The organism is Aminobacterium sp. EBM-42 (genome assembly GCF_001896635.1).
GTDB lineage: Bacteria > Synergistota > Synergistia > Synergistales > Aminobacteriaceae > Aminobacterium > Aminobacterium colombiense.
In genome coordinates this window covers 99,082-116,575 of record NZ_MPPC01000006.1, presented here as the reverse complement: position 1 = coordinate 116,575, position 17,494 = coordinate 99,082, and the positions used below count along the sequence as shown (strand labels likewise).

The following is a 17,494-nucleotide window of genomic DNA, read 5'->3' as shown; positions in this document are numbered from 1 at the left end:
GAGGAATTGTTATGAGTATGGAATATCGCCATGTAAAAATAAAGGATCTAAAAATAGGACAAAACGCCCCTGTGCGGGTTGAAAGCATGCTTAAAGAGCCTCTATCAGCCTACAACGAGGCTCTGGGGCAATGCAAGGCATTACAGGATGCGGGATGCGAGCTTCTTCGCGTAGCTTTTCCCCATGCAGATCTGAAGGCAGAGCTTTCACAATTAAATATAGATTTAGATATACCTGTAATGGCGGATATCCACTTTGACCCCGACCTGGCAATAGCAGCTATAGATGCCGGATGCCCCGCTATTCGAATTAATCCTGGGAACATGCCGCCTTTCAAGCTGCAGAAACTAATAGAAGTAGCCCTTGAAAGAGACATCGTTATAAGGGTAGGGGCTAATAGCGGTTCAATTAATTATCGCCAATTGCTGGAAGCTCAGGGAGACCGTGCATTGGCCCTGGTAATAGCAGTAGAGGAACAGTTAAATTTATTGCTAAAAGAAAACTTTGGGCGTATTATCCTTTCTGCAAAATCAACAGATGTGAAAGAAACTGTCAGGGCCAATCTTATGTTGAGTGAAAAATACCCCCATTTCCCTCTCCATATAGGAATAACAGAAGCAGGCCCCGGCATGACAGGTCTCGTTCGCAGTGCAGCTGGAATAGGCCTTATGCTCGCTCAGGGGGTGGGAAACACAATAAGGGTCAGTCTGACAGACGATCCAGTGGCCGAGGTGGAGGCCGGATACGAGATTTTGCGTTCTCTTGGTTTGAGAGAGCATGGAGTACACCTCATTTCCTGCCCGACCTGCGGCCGGCGCCGTATTAATGTTGCCTCAATAGTCGAACGCATAAAACCTTTTTTAAAAGATTTCCCTGATGGTCTGACCGTTGCTGTTATGGGATGTGAGGTCAACGGCCCTCAGGAAGCAAAAAGTGCGGACATCGGTATTGCGGGATCGCCTTCCGGAATGATTTTGTTTACAAAGGGACATGTTGTGGGGGAGTGCTCTCTTGATGAAATGCCCCACAAATTAGTATTATTAGTGGAATCGTTGAAGAAAAACAGAGAAATAGATAAATAAGGATAAAGAGGGGAGAGACAGCTATGCCATTGAGTCTCAAGGGAAGACATTTTTTGACACTGAAAGATTTTACAGAACAGGAAATTTATTATCTCCTTGATCTTGCTATTCAATTAAAAGCTAAAAAAAGAGCCGGCATCCGAGGAAATTTACTTCAAGGGAAAAACATTGCCCTCCTCTTCGAAAAATCTTCGACTCGCACCCGCTGTGCTTTTACAGTAGCATGTATAGATGAAGGGGGACACGCTGAGTACCTTGGCAAAAACGATATCCATCTAGGCGGCAAGGAAGATGTCAAGGACACTGCCCGCGTCTTGGGAAGAATGTTTGACGGCATTGAATATAGGGGTTTTAAACAGTCTTTCGTTGAAGAGCTGGCTGCCTATGCTGGCGTTCCCGTCTGGAACGGCCTCACTGATACATATCACCCCACCCAGATCCTTGCTGATTTTTTGACTTTACAAGAAAATTTTGGAACGAATCTTCAGGGACTTCGCCTTGTATATGCTGGAGACGGCAGGAATAACATGGCCAATTCTCTTATGATAGGCTCCGCAAAACTTGGACTCCATTTTGTTATTTGTTCTCCCTCCACTCTTTTCCCCGAAAGAGAACTTTATGCTGAATGCAAGGCAATGGCAGCAAAAACAGGAGGAAGCATTTCCCTTATAGAAGACCCGAATGAAGCCGTTATTGGAGCTCACGCAATCTATACCGACGTTTGGGCTTCCATGGGAGAAGAAGCCCGGCAAGCAGAGAGAGAAGCGTTACTACGGCCTTATCAGGTCAATGCTCAGCTCATGAAAGCCACTGAAAGGAATGATACAATTTTCCTCCATTGCTTACCGGCTTACAAAGAGAAAGAAGTAACAGAAGAGGTTTTTGAGTCAAGGGCATCAAAAGTTTTTGATGAGGCTGAAAACCGCCTCCATACTATTAAAGCTGTGATAGTGGCCACAATAGGAAACTTGTAATTCTCTTGATAAATAAACCTCTATGGGGTATGATCTCTTTGAGAATGAATGGTTAGGAGGAATAGATTTGGAACAAACAAAGAGGGTTTTTCGTTGTGCTTCCTGCGGAAAGGTTTTTGAGCAAGAGGGCAGAGATTCTTCCATTAAGTGCCCTGAGTGCAGGGGGAAAATCCTCATTCTGTTAGAAGGGCAAACTCTCGGCAAAAAAGGGTGCGGAGGATCTTGCGGATCCTGTTCATCTGGCTGAGGTATTTAATAAGTGAAGGGCGGCAGGATGCCGCCCTTTTTTCATTTACACTGTCGTTGTAATAACAGGATCTGCCGTATTAATACCTTTGATAGAAGAAATAGCCTTTACGAATTCCCGAATCTCTTTGGCAGAACCACGTAAAACAATGGCCTCGAGGCAATGGGCATGATCAAGATGAACATGGGATGTACAGACAATGACATCCCCAAAATCGTGTTGAACATTGGTCAGCTCTGCAGAAACATCATGGGAATGATGGTCATAAAGAATAGTGAGCGTTCCAAAAACTGTCCCAGCACCTTCTTCCCATCGGTTTCTTGAAATAGACTGTCTGATGAGTTGCCGTAATGCATTTGATCGATTAGGCATTCCTGACCTTTTTATCCAATGGTCAAACTCTTCCAGCAATGACTCTGGTACAGCGACCCCAAACCTTACTAGTTTCTCCAATGCTAAGCAGCCCCCTCATATTGTCTTGGTTGACACCATTATAAATGATAAAAAAGGATTCTAACTCTTGAATAAATCTGTGATCACGCGGTGGTTTCATGTTAAAATTGGTAGTCTTGCCCCTTTATGCAGATGTCCCTGTCCTCTGATGAAGGGCTATATATGCTAGAATGAGATAAAACGGAGAAGGAAGGAAAGTGAATTTATAATGAAAACATATGTTCGCTCTCCGGAAACAATTGTTGCCGCTATAGAAAAATGGCTGGAGGAAAAAGCATCTGCGGCAAAGGCTAAGGGTTGTGTTGTTGGTCTAAGCGGGGGAATAGATTCTGCCCTTGTAGCTGTACTTTTAAGAAGGGCTTTTGGCACCAATATGCTTGGAGTCATAATGCCATGCCATAGCCTTTCAGAAGACCAGCAGGATGCGGAAAAATTAATAGAACTGTTTTCCATCCCATCCACTGTAGTAGACATTACCGCCACCTATGACACCCTTGTTCAACGTCTTAAAGAGACTAATGTCTACATTAACCCTTTAGCCCTAGCGAACATTAAACCGAGGCTAAGGATGACAACCCTTTATGCCCTTGCTCAATCAATGGGTTACCTTGTCTGCGGAACCAGTAACAAAGCAGAGATTGTTGCCGGCTACTTCACCAAGCATGGCGACTCAGGTGCAGACATCTGGCCTTTGGGGGATCTTTTGAAAGAAGAAGTTCGAGAAACCTCCACATTTCTAGGGATACCTGAGGAAATTGTTTACAAGCCCCCTTCAGCAGGCCTCTGGAAAGGACAAACTGACGAAGCAGAAATGGGTCTTACCTATGATGAGATAGATTCATATATTGCAACAGGAAACGTAAAAGAGGAAGTTAGGAAACGCATAGAAGAACGCTACCGCGGCTCAGCCCACAAACGGGAGCTGCCGCCGGTTTGTATTATACCGAAAAAATAATGAATTAGAATTTTATAGAAGAGGTGATTGTTCGTGTCCGGACATTCAAAATGGGCAAATATAAAACATAGGAAAGCTGCCCAAGACGCAAAGAGGGGAAATCTTTTTCAAAAATTGGTACGAGCTATTATTGTTGCCGCTAAAGAAGGTGGCGGAGATCCTTCGATGAATGTTCGTCTTAAAACGGCTATAGATAGAGCCAAAGCCGCAAGTGTACCAAACGACAACATCACACGAGCCATAAAAAGAGGTACAGGAGAAATCGACGGAGCTTCCTACGAAGAGATTACATATGAAGGCTATGGTTCCAACGGTGTCGCGCTGATGATTGAAGCTCTGACCGATAACCGCAATCGTACTGCCGCTGATGTACGAGCCCTTCTCGCAAGGGGTGGCGGATCTCTTGGCGAATCAGGCTGTGTGGCATGGATGTTTGAAAGGAAGGGCGTTATCGAGGTCAAAGGAGAAAACATTGACGAAGAAACTATTATGCTTGCCTGCCTGGAAGCGGGAGCTGAAGATTTTGAAGAGATAGAAGGCGGATATACTGTCTATACCTCGCCCGCCGCACTCAGTGATGTACAGGCAGCCCTTGAAGCCGCTGGGTATGAAGTGGCCAGCGCGGAGTCTGAAATGGTTCCTAACAACACCGTTGCTGTTGATACTGTTGAGCATGCGCAAAAAATCTTGAGGCTGCTCGAAAATCTTGAAGATCATGATGACGTTCAGAATGTTTATGCAAACTTCGACATTCCAGACGAAATTATGGAACAAATTGAGTAATAAAGCTTCTATCTCCTGTATCGGGATTGATCCTGGTTTAGGCCGTTTAGGATTTGCGTTGGTTAGAAAGGAAGGCCATTCCTTCTTCGCAGAGGAGTTTGGCTGCATTGAAACTCCCGCTAAAACCGATATTTCTCTGCGGCTCGAAATGATTTACAACAAACTTGGGGAGCGGATTCAATGCTGCTCCCCAGATTTTATGTCAGTGGAAAAACTTTTTTTCGGCAGAAATACAACCACTGCAGAATATGTGTGGCAGGCCCGTGGCATAGTTCTGCTTTTGGCATCTCAATATAAATTGCCTGTTTATGAACCCAAACCATCTCAAATAAAGGTTGCTGTTTGCGGTTTTGGCTCTGCTGATAAAAAACAAGTGCAAAGAATGGTACAGCGCATGCTGAATCTCAAGGAAATTCCAAAACCTGACGATGCGGCTGATGCTATAGCCATAGCCCTTACAGGCATAGCCCTTCATTCTTACAGCAAAAAAGCGAAAGCGGGTGGATTTTTATGTTGAGAAGTCTCGAAGGGAAAGTTCTCCATATCGGCGAAGAAAACGTTATACTTGATGTAAACGGCCTTGGTTTTGACATACTCTGTTCAGGAAGCGCACTTCGGCTATGTGAAGACAATGAAACCATACGCCTCACAACCTACCTGCAGGTCTCTGAAAATGGCGCGACTCTCTTTGGCTTTTCCAGTGAGCAGGAACGGGAAGTTTTTATAAAGCTATTAACGGTAAAGGGGGTAGGAGGCCGAGTGGGGCTGGCCGTACTGAGAACACTTTCTCCAACTCAGGTAATACGCTCAGTTGCAACTTCCGACACAGACACTTTTCTTCAGGTTCCTGGAGTTGGGAAGAAAACCGCTGAACGACTATGTTTTGAACTGAAACGCCATTTATCGGAAGAGATGCTTGCCGAATTTGCAGAAGAAGAGGTTCCGTCCATATTGGTTAAAAACACAGTAGCGGCAGCCCTTCGATCTCTCGGATTTACACAAAACGAGGTCTATAGCGTTATGAATCGTCTAAAAAGAGAAATGGGATCTGAGTTTGACACAACAAAAGAGGACATTCTGCTTAAAAGAGCCCTTCGTGAGCTGAAAAGAAACTGAGGTGAAAAGCGTGACAGAAGAAAGAACGAACTTTTTCGACCTTCAGAAAAAAGATTTTGAAGAAGAGCTCACTCTTCGCCCATCAAGTCTACAGGATTTTGTTGGACAGCAAAAACTTAAAGATAAGCTATCAATATATGTTCAAGCGGCTCGACAACGAAAAGAAGCCCTTGACCATATTCTTTTTTATGGCCCTCCAGGTTTGGGGAAAACGACCCTGGCTGGAATCATCGCCCATGAAATGGGGGGACAGCTCCGAGTTACCACGGGGCCAGCTTTGGAAAAAGCTGGCGATATTGCCGCGATTTTATCGAATCTAGAACCTTTTGATGTGCTTTTTATTGACGAGATACATAGACTCCCTGCAAATGTTGAAGAGATTCTTTATCCAAGCATGGAGGATTTTAGCCTCCATATCATTGTTGGGAAGGGGCCATTGGCCAATAACATCTGTTTGACCCTTCCGCCCTTCACCCTTGTAGGGGCAACAACACGACTTGGACTGCTCACTTCGCCCCTTCGGGCGCGGTTTGGCATAGTAGAGCAACTGGCTCTCTACAATGTAGACGAAACTTCCGAAATAGTTCAAAGAGGCGCAAAGGTTCTGGGAATTGAAATTGAAGAGGAAGCCGCCTATGAAATAGCGCGAAGGTCTCGAGGAACACCGCGGGTGGCTATCAGATTGCTTAAAAGGGTAAGGGACGTCGCAGAGGTTCGTCAATCCCCTTCTATCAATACAGCAGTAGCATCTGTTGCCTTGAATATGCTCGGCCTGGATACCCTTGGCCTTGATGACGGCGACCGACGGATACTGCAGGTTATTGTTGAACTTTTCGATGGGGGACCAGTTGGCCTTTCAACAATAGCAGCCGCATTGAACGAAGAAGGTCAGACTATCGAGGATATTTATGAACCCTACCTTATTCAGAAAGGGCTGATAGAACGAACGCCACGAGGGAGAAAGGCCACACGAAATGGTTATCTTTACCTAGGCAAGAACCCTCCTGAAACATTAAACGATCAACTAGAGCTTTATCAAGAGGAGGAATCTGGCATATGCAAGGAGTAGGCAAACTTCTTATTTCTATGGGGATTATACTTTGTATCGCCGGAGTTGTTGTCCTCTTTTTAGGCAGGTTCAATATTCCACTGGGGAAGCTGCCTGGAGACATTACCTATACTCGAAAAAACGTGACAGTCTTTGCCCCTATTACAACTATGCTGGTTGTCAGCGTTGTTTTAACGATTGTATTGAATATTATTGGACGGTGGATGAAATAACAACAAAAGAGAGAAGGAGGAGCCACTCTCCCATGAAACGAATGATCTGGATCATCTTTTTATTAATACTCGCTGGGGGCAGCTTTTCAGATGCCCCCCTAATAAGCAGCTCCCGTGCAGAAGCAGAACCCAACCCCATAAGAGTTGGCGTGGGAATAGGTCTTTCACAGACAACCATTTCGGCGAAGTCTCCAATCATCTTGAAAGACGGCAACGGTAAAAAATTTCGGGCAAACAATAATATTACTATTGGATACGCAAGCAAAAATACAGTTAAGATTGGCAAACATTCTCTTAAACTTCCTCTGGAGTTAAGCTCTAAAGGCTTCTTAAAATTCAACAAAGTAGAGTACAGAGGCATTATTCGCATTCTCAGCAATGGCAACTCCTTTAATGTGGTCAATGTGTTAGACGTAGAAGACTACTTGAGAGGTGTTCTAAAAATGGAAACAAATCCTGCCTGGCATCTTGAGGCTTTAAAGGCTCAGGCTGTCATCTCTCGAACCTATGCTTTAAAGAACAGGGGGAAATATGGGAGTAAGGGATTTGATCTCACGGCAACCCCAAACTGCCAGGTCTATCGGGGAGTCAATGCTGAAACTTCCAGAACGGACCAGGCCATTAAAGAAACAAAAGGCGTTGTCGTAGTTTATGGTTCTGATTTAGCCCTTACCCCCTTTCATTCAGACAGTGGGGGCGCCACTGCCAATGTTGCTGAAGTATGGAGCAGTTCCATTCCATACTTGAGAGGTGTCAAGGAAGCCGCTTCCTATGATTCTCCCTATTCATCGTGGAATCTCACTCTCTCTTCACAGCAAATCCAGGAAGCACTCAATAAAACTGGAGCAAACGTCGGAGATGTCATAGATCTCCAAGTGAATCAGCGGGATGCTTTTGGCCGCCCTGTAACCCTTATAGCAAAGGGGAGCCATGGTACGAAGGAGATAAAGACACATCAATTCCGAATGGCTGTCGGCCCGACACAATTAAGAAGCACCTTCTTCACTATTAATGGGGAGACTGGCAGTTCCACAATCCAAGGGCCTCAACGCAATACTTCAACTGGGAGCCAGCCCACGTCATTAAAAAAAGAAGACCTTGGAGACATTAATGGCCCTATGACTTGGGAAGAAGAGCAGAGCCTCATCACATTGACACAGCAAGGTGCTTTTTCCGCTAATGAAATGATAGACATGCTTATGCACCCAGAAAAGAAAAAGACATATCTTTTGCAAGTATTAAAGAAGGGCACCCAACAAAAAGCAGCCGGGGCGCCATCTAAAGTTTCTGCCCAGAGCTCTTCAAGAAGACCATCTAAGGGAACCTTTGTTTTTTCTGGCAAGGGCTGGGGGCACGGTGTAGGCCTTTCACAATGGGGAGCCAAGAGTCTCGCTGAGCAGGGGTGGAAATATGCTAAAATACTTCAGCATTACTACCCAGGTACAAATCTTAAACAACGATAAGAAGGCGATGACGGTTTATGGTACCAAACCTTTACGACATAGAATCTTATGCTTATGATCTTCCTGAAGGTCGTATTGCGCAAACTCCTGCCTCTCCTCGCAATCATTCGAGACTTCTTGTGCTCGATAAGAACAGCGGAACTATGATTCATTCTCGCTTTTACGAACTTCATCGTTTTTTGAAGGAAGGAGATGTCATAGTCTTAAACGACACGCGAGTTATTCCCGCCCGCCTCTTTGGCGTTAAAGAAAAGGGCAGTGCCCGAGCTGAAATACTGCTTCTCAAGCCGCTGGACGGACTGTGGAAAAGATGGGAAGCACTGGTTCGGCCGGGAAGGCGGCTTAGACCAGGAAGTATCGTTATCGTCAGGGAAGACATACCGGTACAGGTACAGGAAGCATTAGCTGATGGAGTTCGTGTTGTCCGATTCCCAGAAGAATGTAATGTGCTGTCTTTGCTGGAAGAAGTGGGAGAGATTCCTTTTCCGCCCTACATAAAAAGCACCACGGCTACAGCACTAGACTATCAAACCGTTTTTGCAAAACGCAACGGATCGTCCGCAGCACCCACAGCAAGTTTGCACTTTACAGAAAATCAGCTGAGGGATCTTGAGGATAAACATGGCATAACTTTTGCCTGGGTTACTCTTCATGTTGGCTTAGGTACTTTCAGACCTGTTCAGGAAGAAGACATTCGTCAACACGTAATTCATGAAGAATATTGCGAGGTACCAGAGGAAACAGCGGCTCTCATACGAAAAGCCAAAGAAGAGGGTCGCAGGATTATCGCTTCAGGCACTACTGTTGCAAGGACATTGGAGAGCATGGCAACCCATGATGAAAACGTTGTCCAGTACGGTAGAAAAAACACTTCTCTTTTTATCTATCCTGGTTACCAATTCTCAGTAATTGACGGTCTTATTACAAACTTTCATCTTCCCAGAAGTACCCTTCTTATGCTTGTAGCCGCTTTAGCGGGGTACGACAATATTATGGAGGTCTATGAAACAGCAGTGAAAATGGGGTATCGTTTCTTCTCTTTTGGAGATGCCATGCTGATACAGTAAGATAAGGAGGGTGGTGCTGCTATGTGGAAATGGGCTTGTCTCGTTCCTCATCCGCCTATCATTATTCCGGAAGTTGGGCGTGGCAATGAAAAAGAAGCTGTTCGTACTATTCAAGGCATGTCTGATCTGACACAAAGGCTTGAAAAAGAGAAGCCGGATATTCTCTTTTTACTTTCTCCCCATGCTCCTTACACTCGGGGACTTTTGTTTCTTGAAGCTCAGCTCTATAAAGGGGATCTTTCATTATTTGGTGTTCCTGAAATTTCAATGCAAATTAACGGCAACGAAGAAAAAACAGAGTTAATAAGCAACTATCTCAAACAAAGTGTACCAGTGGAAGTCATAAAAGAAAAGAAAGGGCATCTTGATCATGCTTCCCTTGTCCCCCTATACTTTTTTTATAAAAAATGGGGTTCTTTGCCCAACCTCATTTTGGCTAATCCTATAGGGCTGACCCTTGAGGAATCGGCTAAAGTCGGGGAAATGCTTCATCAATTCCGTGACGCCCTTCAATGGGGACTTGTTGCTAGCGGCGATCTTTCTCATCGAGTTAAACCTGGCGCCCCAGCCGGATATTCACCTCTTGGCGCATTCTTTGATGAACAGGTAGTTCGCGCAATTCAACACTCTGATCCAGATCTTCTTCTCAGTTTGCCTATGAGAACCATTGAAGAAGCCGGGGAATGCGGCCTGCGGTCAGTACTCATCTTTCTTGGTCTTTCTGGCCATACGACAAAACTTCTCTCTTATGAAGCGCCCTTTGGAGTCGGCTATGCTGTAGCTCTAGCCATCCCCCAAAAGACCTACCCAGGGCTAGCTCGTAAAACCATAGAAATGTATGTAAAAGAAAAACGGAAACCGACAAAAGATGAGCAAAAGTCTTGGTCTCCAGAAGAAGCACTAGACCAGAAGGGAGCCTGCTTCGTTTCTTTAAAAACAAAAGAAGGTCATCTGCGAGGGTGTATTGGCACTATTCTTTCGTCATATTCATCCCTTTCGGAAGAAGTAATAGAAAACGCTATTGCAGCTGCGTCAGAAGACCCCCGTTTTGCGCCGGTGGAACAAGAAGAATTAAAAAATATCGTCGTTTCTGTGGATATACTTTCAGAGCCAGAAAAAATTGATTCAGAAAATGACCTGGATCCTAAACGATATGGAGTCATCGTTTCCAAGGGAATGAGAAAAGGGGTTCTTCTGCCGGATCTTGAGGGAGTGGATAGTGTAGAAAAGCAATTGACCATCGCTTCCCAGAAAGCTGGAATCTTTTCTCTTGACAATGTAACCATATATCGATTCACGGTACAGCGCTTCCCAGAAAGAAGGGACTGACCATGGCTTACGAAGCATCCTGGTGGCATAAAGAAGGAGGCACTGTTGTCTGCGATCTTTGTTTTCACCACTGTTCTTTAAGGTATGGCCAAAAAGGCTTTTGCGGCGTACGGATGAACCAGAAAGACAAGGGGCTTGTCAGCCTAAACTATGGTTTTGTATCCTCTGTAGGCATTGATCCAGTAGAAAAAAAACCTCTTTTTCACTGGAATCCAGGTACTTCCATTCTTTCTTTAGGAAGCATCGGGTGTAATATGCGCTGTCAATTTTGTCAGAACTGGCAGATATCCACATGTTCTGACACTGTTTCTCTTTCTTTTCTTCTGCCTTCTGAGCTGGTTGACATTGCAAAAAAAGAAAATATAAAATCTGTCGCCTTTACATATAATGAACCTTTTATCTGGTACGAATATGTGCTCGAATCAGCTATCAAACTTAAAAAAGAGGGCTTTTCTGTAGTGGTTGTTTCAAATGGCATGATCAACCCAGAGCCCTTGCAAGAACTGCTTCCATACATAGATGGAGCAAATATTGATATAAAGGCCTTTGATCCTCAAACGTATTCCTTTCTTGGCGGCGACCTTAGAAGTGCAAAAAGAACAGTGGAAGCTATGGTTGAAGCTCATGTTCATGTGGAACTTACAAGCCTCATCGTTCCAGGAATTCACAACGATGTCCTATGGCTGGAGCCTCTTGCTCAATGGGCGGCTTCCGTGTCCCCCAATATAGTTTTGCATATTTCCAGATATTTCCCCAGTTACAAATGGCATCGCCCAGCGACACCTCTGAACATGTTGAATGAAGCAAAAGAACGGGCAGCTCAATATTTGCCCTTTGTTTATCTAGGTAATATTGATACTCCAGCAGTCACTCTCTGCCCCAACTGCGGGGCAGCAGTCATAGAACGCCATGGATATAAGACACACATTATAAACCTGGATGAAAAAGGCAACTGTTCGCTGTGTGGAAATCATATAGTTACCCTTACTTAAAAAGGAGAGCGAGAGCATGGATAAATTCATTGATGGTCTGTTATTCCTTATTGTCTCTATCTATATTGTTTTTATTAGCATGCAATCACCTCAATGGTGGGATGAACAGTTTCCCTTAGGGAGAGGGGAGCCTGTTTCTGTGCTCGTGCTGCCAAGCCAAACCGCAAGAGAAATCGCTTCCAAGTTTCAGGACGCTGGTGTTGTAGAGAATTCGAAGGAGCTTGCATTTTGGATGAGTCGGTTAGGCATTGACCGAAAAATTAAAACTGGTATGTATTCCATACGCAAAGGTTCACCATGGGAAGTAGCAAGACAGTTGGGAAAAGCCACTCCTTTTCAGGATAAAATGACTTTAATTCCCGGATCTGATATTTTTTCCATCGCTGAGCAATTTCAATTGACAGAAGCAAAAGAACTGGCTTCCCTTCTTCTGAAGGACGAGTTTTTTGATAATTCTCTTCTGTCATTACTCCCTGCCGATGCAGAAACACGGGCTGCTTTTTTACTTCCAGACACATATAATGTAGCACAAACATCCCCTGAAGCCTTGATACAGGCTGGAACGGCTCTATGGTGGAAAAAGTTCGGTGACCGTGTAAAGGGCAACTCTCCTCAGGAAGTTACAGATTTAGCAATACTGGCCTCCCTCATTGAACGGGAAGCTAAAAGAGACGAAGAGCGTGCACTTATAGCAGGAGTCATTCAAAACAGGCTCAAGATAAAGATGCCTCTGCAAATCGATGCAACAGTTGTCTATGCCTGGAAAAGGGAGGGGGAGGTTCTTCAGCGAGTGCTTTACAAGCATCTGGAAGTGGAATCCCCTTATAATACCTATAAAAAACTAGGACTTCCTCCCACTGCAATCTGTGTACCTTCCAAGGCCTCATGGGAAGCGGCATTAGTCCCAGAAAAAACTGAGTATCTCTATTATGTAGCAAGGAAAAACGGCGAACATATCTTTGCTAAAACATACAAGGATCATTTGGCCAACATTCGAAAGATACGGGGCGAAAAACAATGAAAGAAAAGGCAAATACCCCTTCTGATATGATACAGCTTATCCTTTCGACAAATCCTGCATTCATAGTTCTTATAAGCTGGATAGTATCTGAATACGATGGGATTGGATTTATACGTACAGACGACCCTCAAAAAGGAATTCTATCGTTCTTTTGCCCCTATGAAAGAGCAGAAGAAGGGAGAATACTTATGAAAAAGCTCTCGGAAGAGGGAATTCCTGTTAAGATAGAAGAGATAAAAGAATTCGAGAAAAGAGAGGAAGAAGACGAAGTATGAGCCATTTGGCGCTAAAAGAAGCACTAGAATCACTCCATCGTCATGACATAGATTTTGCAGATTTATTTTTTGAATCCTCTTCATTCCATAGCTCTTCTTTTGAAGATAAAACTATGGAAGAAATTAGCACTTCCCTCAGGGAAGGGGTAGGGGCAAGGATATTATTCAATGATTTGACATCTTTTGCCCATATGCCAGGTGTAACGCTCAAAGACGGCCTGACCGCACTGCAGGAAGCAGCTTTAAATATGGGGATTATCATCCCATCAACAACTTTGGATAACAACCTTCTCGAAAGAGTTGTAAGAGAAGTAATCCCTCCCCAACCAGCGGACCAGAAGTTTTTCCATTATATCGACCAGGCTCTTCGGCAAAAAAGCTCTCTTGTGACTCAAGTTTCCATAAACTATACCCTTTCATCCCGTCAGATCGCTATCATTAACGATAAAGGCGAACTGAGAAAAGACGAAAGGGCCTATACAAGCTTTAGTGTAGAGGTTGTAGTAGAAAAAGAGGAACAGATACAGACAGGATATGAAAGTGCGGCAAGGGCAGAATCTCCTGATCTCTTTTGGCAACACCACGATCCAGACGCCCTCGCTCAAAGGGCCCTCGATGAGGCTCTATTGATGCTGGACGCTCCTGATTGCCCTGCAGGGACAATGCCTGTTTTGCTTTCCGGAGAAGCAGGCGGAACTCTTATTCATGAAGCTTGCGGCCATGGACTGGAAGCAGACATTATTCAAAAGGACTACTCCGTGTATCGCAATAAACTGGGAGAAAAAGTGGCGAGCCCTCTTGTGACCATGATTGACGACGGCACTATTTCAGGACTCTATGGCAGCTATTCTATCGATGATGAAGGGATGCCGGCAAAGCGAACAGTTCTCATAGAAAACGGGATTTTAAAGGCGTACTTGACAGATATGGTCTCATCAAAGAAAGATAATTTACCTCTTTCAGGCAATGGACGGCGGAGTTCATACAGAAATCCGCCTATCCCCCGCATGAGCAATACCTTTATTCTTCCAGGAAACAATGAACCTGAAGAAATGATCAAAGGCATAGATTATGGCCTGTATGTAAAGAGGATGGGTGGAGGAGAAGTAAACCCTACAACAGGAGATTTTGTTTTTCAGGTGACGGAGGGTTATCTTATTCAAAGGGGGAGCATAATCCATCCTGTAAAGGGTGCTCTTCTCACAGGAAATGGGCCGGAAGCCCTTATGGATATAGTAGGGGTAGGAAAAGATCTGCATTTTCTTCCAGGCACATGCGGCAAAGCTGGTCAATCAGTTCCAGTGACAGATGGACAACCATCACTGCTTATAAAAAAGATGACAGTTGGAGGAAGCTCGACAGACCATGAAACTCTTTAACTTTAAAAAGGGGAAAAAACGCGGACGCCCTAAACAAAAAAATGAAGAACGACAAAGAATTCGCGAGGATAGAATTCGCCGCCTGGCGAAGGGGATGCGTCTGTTTTTTTTCTTTTTACTTATTGGCGATATCTACGTCATAGCGTCTCTTTTCTCTTTTTGGACAGGAGAATTCGGTCTGTTCATTCGACAAATTCTTACACAAAGAGGGGGAGGGGCCGTTCTTATTATTCTCATATTCGGCGCTTATGTCTGTCTTTCCATTTTGTTGCATCGAAAGATCCAGCAGCTGGCAGTACAGACGTTGGCCACACTCTTTCTCTTTACGGCAGGCGCGCTCGTATTAGGCCTTCTGGAACGATTAAACGGCCCATCAGTATGGGGCGTACTGAAGCCTGGTTTTTTTGGACAAAACCTGACACAGTTCTTTTTAGTCAATGGAGGTTTTTTTGGAACTCTCCTTTTCTGCTTTGCAGCTCTTTTTACATCTACCGTTCTTTATGGTTTTATAAAAACAAGAACTATTTTAGCTTTCGGGCGAACCGTGCTAAGCGGCATTACGAATCTCCGGCCTTCAGAATCTAAAAAAACTGTGCAAATTGAAAATGAAAGTAACACAAATGCCTCAGCAGATGAAAGAACAGCCGCTATGGAAGCTGAGGAGACTACAGAAACTGATAAAGAAAACATTGCCGAATACGAAGATCTGCCAGTCATTACAACTTTTGAAAGAACTTCTTCCTTCGAGAGAACTTATGGCAAAGAAGATGGACATCTTGATAGCGAAACTAAAAAAGACGTGGACTTATCACCAAATGTTCGAATGATATTGAAAGAGGAAGACTCTACTGACGTAGAAGGAGAAGCGTTGCCTGAAATCGATATAAAGAAAGAAGACATGAAAGAAGAAATAACCGCAGGGAAATTCCCGCCCCCCCTGGAACTTTTTGGAGCTCCTGAGCCGCCAGAGCAGGATCTAGGAGAACAAAAAGCCAAGGAGCAGGCGGAGGCTATTATATCCACATTAGCCGACTTTGACGTACAGGCAGAACTGGCAGAAATAGTTATCGGCCCCACAGTCATTCAGTTTCAAGTACAGCTCGCGCCAGGAATAAAAGTTAGTAAAATTGCAGGATTGGCAAATGATCTTGCTGTAGCACTTGCTGTCCCTGCCTTACGGGTAGAAGCACCTATTCCGGGAAAACCCTATGTAGGAATAGAGATTCCCAACCCTAAACGGAGAGGTGTACTGTTAAGACGAATTCTTGAATCGCAAGCCTTTGAACAAGCCGACTACAACCTTCCACTGCCAATGGGAGTACGAGTCGACTCAAGGCCCCTTATTATCGGTCTGGAAGATTTGCCCCACCTTCTTGTTGCGGGAACGACAGGTTCGGGAAAAAGCGTATTTGTAAATAGCTGTATCGCAGGACTTTGCTATTGTCGTAAACCGGAAGAACTCAGATTGCTTATGATCGACCCCAAACGGGTTGAGCTCAGCATTTATGAGCATTTGCCCCACATGTTGGCCAAACCTGTGACATCTCCTAAAAAAGCTATTCAAGCCTTGGCATGGGCAGTACGGGAGATGGAGCAGAGATACGACATTTTTGCAAAAGCTCGGGTTCGAAATCTGGCGGGATACAACGAAAAAGCAATACCCAAAGACAGGCTCCCACACATAGTCATAATAGTGGATGAGCTTGCAGATCTGATGTTTACCGCTCAAAAAGACGTGGAAGACTATATTTGCCGGCTTGCGCAAATGGCAAGGGCTACAGGTATCCATCTTTTGCTCGCTACTCAGCGACCATCTGTAAATGTGGTTACAGGGCTTATTAAAGCGAATATCCCAGCCCGTGTCGCATTTACATTGCCATCTCAGGCGGATTCCAGAACTATCATTGATGTTTCCGGAGCAGAAAAACTTCTAGGGAAAGGGGATATGCTTTTTGTCAGCCCCAGGTTCCCCAAGCCGGTGCGCCTCCAATCTCCCTATATAGAAGATGGCAAATCCCTTGAATTCATCAATTATATGAAGGCTCTTTTTGGTAAACCGGAGTATATTGATATAGAAGAACAGGGGGGGAGCAGTGGAGATGGCTCTGGTGCCGACTCTCCTTTTACTGATGATCCTCTGCTCGAAGAAGCTATGCAAATTATCCTTGACTCTGGCATCGCCTCAGCAAGCCGCCTGCAGAGGCAGCTCCGTATAGGTTTTACTCGGGCCGCCCGCCTTATAGACACAATGGAACAGCTTGGGATCGTAGGGCCTCCTGAAGGTTCTAAGCCGCGTGAAATTCTTGTAGATGATCAAAGGGCACTGGAGATTTTAGATGAACACATCTAAAACTGGGATTTTTCACTTAAATGGCTGGAAGCTGCGTTCAAGCCGTTTTAACAAAGTTCCGACCATCCTTCTCATAGCAGGTGGGCGAGCACCTTCAGTGGAGTGGCTTGTGCAGACTGCCTCGCTTTTTGACGAAATCTGGTGCGCTGACGCGGGAATCGACATATGCAAGAAGACCGGCATTGTGCCCCATTACCTTGTAGGAGACAGTGACAGCAGCTCTCTAGAAGGGAGGACATGGGCTGAAAAAATGGGGGTTCATATAGAAACATATCCTGTAGATAAGGAATATACTGACCTTCAGCTTACACTTAGAAGAATAGGCGAAACCTATTCTTCGCCGGAAGTTGTACTTACAGGATGTTGGGGAGGCCGTCTTGACCATACCTGGAGCAATATTTTTTCTGCCCTATGGGCTGAAGACTGGGGTGTTCATATTCGAAGCCTCTGTGACGACAAGGAAGCGCTCTTTATTCTTCAGGGAGCAGAGCAGGTTTCTTTCTGTTTTAATAGACCCGAACCAGAGATAATATCCCTATTCGCTTTGGAAGAAAAGGTGGAAGGTGTATCTATTCGGGGAACTCGCTGGGAACTGGAAAATGTTTCCCTTGAAATGGCGCGGCCTTATGCTATAAGCAACAGGCTCGAAAAAAGCAGAGAGGATTACGTTGAAATCTCAGTAGACAAAGGAAGACTTGCAGTGTATCTTTACTGGACAGAATAAAAA

At 44.7% G+C, this 17,494-nt stretch carries 18 protein-coding genes; 17 read left to right on the top strand and 1 reads right to left on the bottom strand.

Annotated elements, in window-relative coordinates; genetic code table 11:
* Nucleotides 1–11: 11 nt before the first annotated feature.
* A complete protein-coding gene (ispG, locus tag BUC50_RS01425; RefSeq protein WP_213700244.1) occupies nt 12–1,082 on the top strand; it encodes a (E)-4-hydroxy-3-methylbut-2-enyl-diphosphate synthase in 1,071 nt (356 codons plus the stop codon).
* Between the two features lie 23 nt (nt 1,083–1,105).
* Entirely contained in the window at nt 1,106–2,056 is a 951-nt protein-coding gene (gene argF, locus BUC50_RS01420; RefSeq protein WP_213700243.1) for an ornithine carbamoyltransferase, read from the top strand.
* 292 nt (nt 2,057–2,348) lie between these two features.
* Here the strand turns inward: argF and nikR are convergent, their stop codons facing one another.
* Nucleotides 2,349–2,756: a nickel-responsive transcriptional regulator NikR gene (nikR, locus tag BUC50_RS01415; RefSeq protein ID WP_013048266.1), complete on the bottom strand. Its 408-nt coding sequence runs from the start codon at nt 2,754–2,756 to the stop codon at nt 2,349–2,351.
* Nucleotides 2,757–2,964: 208 nt separating this feature from the next.
* On the opposite strand from nikR, the gene nadE reads away from it, so the two are divergent.
* The 15 genes from nadE to BUC50_RS01340 are packed head-to-tail and all read left to right on the top strand — an operon-like array spanning nt 2,965 to nt 17,491.
* On the top strand, nt 2,965–3,711 hold the full coding sequence (gene nadE / locus BUC50_RS01410) for an NAD(+) synthase (RefSeq protein WP_013048265.1): 747 nt from the start codon (nt 2,965–2,967) through the stop codon (nt 3,709–3,711).
* 33 nt (nt 3,712–3,744) lie between these two features.
* A complete protein-coding gene (locus BUC50_RS01405; RefSeq protein ID WP_013048264.1) occupies nt 3,745–4,494 on the top strand; it encodes a YebC/PmpR family DNA-binding transcriptional regulator in 750 nt (249 codons plus the stop codon).
* A complete protein-coding gene (gene ruvC / locus BUC50_RS01400; protein WP_013048263.1) occupies nt 4,487–5,011 on the top strand; it encodes a crossover junction endodeoxyribonuclease RuvC in 525 nt (174 codons plus the stop codon). Before BUC50_RS01405 ends, ruvC begins: the two co-directional genes overlap by 8 nt.
* A complete protein-coding gene (gene ruvA, locus BUC50_RS01395) occupies nt 5,005–5,610 on the top strand; it encodes a Holliday junction branch migration protein RuvA (RefSeq protein ID WP_013048262.1) in 606 nt (201 codons plus the stop codon). Before ruvC ends, ruvA begins: the two co-directional genes overlap by 7 nt.
* A gap of 10 nt (nt 5,611–5,620) precedes the next feature.
* Complete coding sequence (gene ruvB / locus BUC50_RS01390) at nt 5,621–6,679, top strand: Holliday junction branch migration DNA helicase RuvB (protein ID WP_013048261.1); 1,059 nt, start codon at nt 5,621–5,623, stop codon at nt 6,677–6,679.
* A complete protein-coding gene (locus BUC50_RS01385; RefSeq protein ID WP_013048260.1) occupies nt 6,667–6,891 on the top strand; it encodes a DUF2905 domain-containing protein in 225 nt (74 codons plus the stop codon). Before ruvB ends, BUC50_RS01385 begins: the two co-directional genes overlap by 13 nt.
* A 32-nt stretch (nt 6,892–6,923) precedes the next feature.
* Nucleotides 6,924–8,354 (top strand): SpoIID/LytB domain-containing protein, encoded by a 1,431-nt coding sequence (locus BUC50_RS01380; protein ID WP_013048259.1) that lies wholly within the window; start codon nt 6,924–6,926, stop codon nt 8,352–8,354.
* Nucleotides 8,355–8,371: 17 nt separating this feature from the next.
* The gene (gene queA, locus BUC50_RS01375) at nt 8,372–9,421 is read left to right on the top strand and encodes a tRNA preQ1(34) S-adenosylmethionine ribosyltransferase-isomerase QueA (protein WP_273311858.1); all 1,050 of its coding nucleotides are present in this window, start codon (nt 8,372–8,374) and stop codon (nt 9,419–9,421) included.
* A gap of 21 nt (nt 9,422–9,442) precedes the next feature.
* Entirely contained in the window at nt 9,443–10,750 is a 1,308-nt protein-coding gene (gene amrA / locus BUC50_RS01370; protein WP_013048257.1) for an AmmeMemoRadiSam system protein A, read from the top strand.
* Between the two features lie 2 nt (nt 10,751–10,752).
* The gene (amrS, locus tag BUC50_RS01365; protein WP_013048256.1) at nt 10,753–11,742 is read left to right on the top strand and encodes an AmmeMemoRadiSam system radical SAM enzyme; all 990 of its coding nucleotides are present in this window, start codon (nt 10,753–10,755) and stop codon (nt 11,740–11,742) included.
* Between the two features lie 16 nt (nt 11,743–11,758).
* Nucleotides 11,759–12,763, top strand: a complete 1,005-nt coding sequence (mltG, locus tag BUC50_RS01360; protein WP_013048255.1) for an endolytic transglycosylase MltG — start codon at nt 11,759–11,761, stop codon at nt 12,761–12,763.
* Nucleotides 12,760–13,038 (top strand): hypothetical protein, encoded by a 279-nt coding sequence (locus tag BUC50_RS01355; protein WP_041459336.1) that lies wholly within the window; start codon nt 12,760–12,762, stop codon nt 13,036–13,038. Before mltG ends, BUC50_RS01355 begins: the two co-directional genes overlap by 4 nt.
* Nucleotides 13,035–14,417, top strand: coding sequence for a TldD/PmbA family protein (locus tag BUC50_RS01350; protein WP_013048254.1), 1,383 nt, complete (start codon nt 13,035–13,037; stop codon nt 14,415–14,417). Before BUC50_RS01355 ends, BUC50_RS01350 begins: the two co-directional genes overlap by 4 nt.
* Entirely contained in the window at nt 14,404–16,767 is a 2,364-nt protein-coding gene (locus BUC50_RS01345; protein WP_013048253.1) for an FtsK/SpoIIIE family DNA translocase, read from the top strand. The genes BUC50_RS01350 and BUC50_RS01345 overlap by 14 nt, the downstream gene beginning before the upstream one ends.
* Nucleotides 16,754–17,491 (top strand): thiamine diphosphokinase, encoded by a 738-nt coding sequence (locus BUC50_RS01340; protein WP_013048252.1) that lies wholly within the window; start codon nt 16,754–16,756, stop codon nt 17,489–17,491. The genes BUC50_RS01345 and BUC50_RS01340 overlap by 14 nt, the downstream gene beginning before the upstream one ends.
* Nucleotides 17,492–17,494: the final 3 nt, after the last annotated feature.

Coding starts and splice junctions, on each gene's coding strand:
- ispG (WP_213700244.1), top strand. CDS start 12: ATGAGTATGGAATATCGCCATGTAAAAATAAAGGATCTAAAAATAGGA.
- argF (WP_213700243.1), top strand. CDS start 1,106: ATGCCATTGAGTCTCAAGGGAAGACATTTTTTGACACTGAAAGATTTT.
- nadE (WP_013048265.1), top strand. CDS start 2,965: ATGAAAACATATGTTCGCTCTCCGGAAACAATTGTTGCCGCTATAGAA.
- ruvA (WP_013048262.1), top strand. CDS start 5,005: ATGTTGAGAAGTCTCGAAGGGAAAGTTCTCCATATCGGCGAAGAAAAC.
- BUC50_RS01385 (WP_013048260.1), top strand. CDS start 6,667: ATGCAAGGAGTAGGCAAACTTCTTATTTCTATGGGGATTATACTTTGT.
- BUC50_RS01380 (WP_013048259.1), top strand. CDS start 6,924: ATGAAACGAATGATCTGGATCATCTTTTTATTAATACTCGCTGGGGGC.
- queA (WP_273311858.1), top strand. CDS start 8,372: ATGGTACCAAACCTTTACGACATAGAATCTTATGCTTATGATCTTCCT.
- amrA (WP_013048257.1), top strand. CDS start 9,443: ATGTGGAAATGGGCTTGTCTCGTTCCTCATCCGCCTATCATTATTCCG.
- amrS (WP_013048256.1), top strand. CDS start 10,753: ATGGCTTACGAAGCATCCTGGTGGCATAAAGAAGGAGGCACTGTTGTC.
- mltG (WP_013048255.1), top strand. CDS start 11,759: ATGGATAAATTCATTGATGGTCTGTTATTCCTTATTGTCTCTATCTAT.
- BUC50_RS01355 (WP_041459336.1), top strand. CDS start 12,760: ATGAAAGAAAAGGCAAATACCCCTTCTGATATGATACAGCTTATCCTT.
- BUC50_RS01350 (WP_013048254.1), top strand. CDS start 13,035: ATGAGCCATTTGGCGCTAAAAGAAGCACTAGAATCACTCCATCGTCAT.
- BUC50_RS01345 (WP_013048253.1), top strand. CDS start 14,404: ATGAAACTCTTTAACTTTAAAAAGGGGAAAAAACGCGGACGCCCTAAA.
- BUC50_RS01340 (WP_013048252.1), top strand. CDS start 16,754: ATGAACACATCTAAAACTGGGATTTTTCACTTAAATGGCTGGAAGCTG.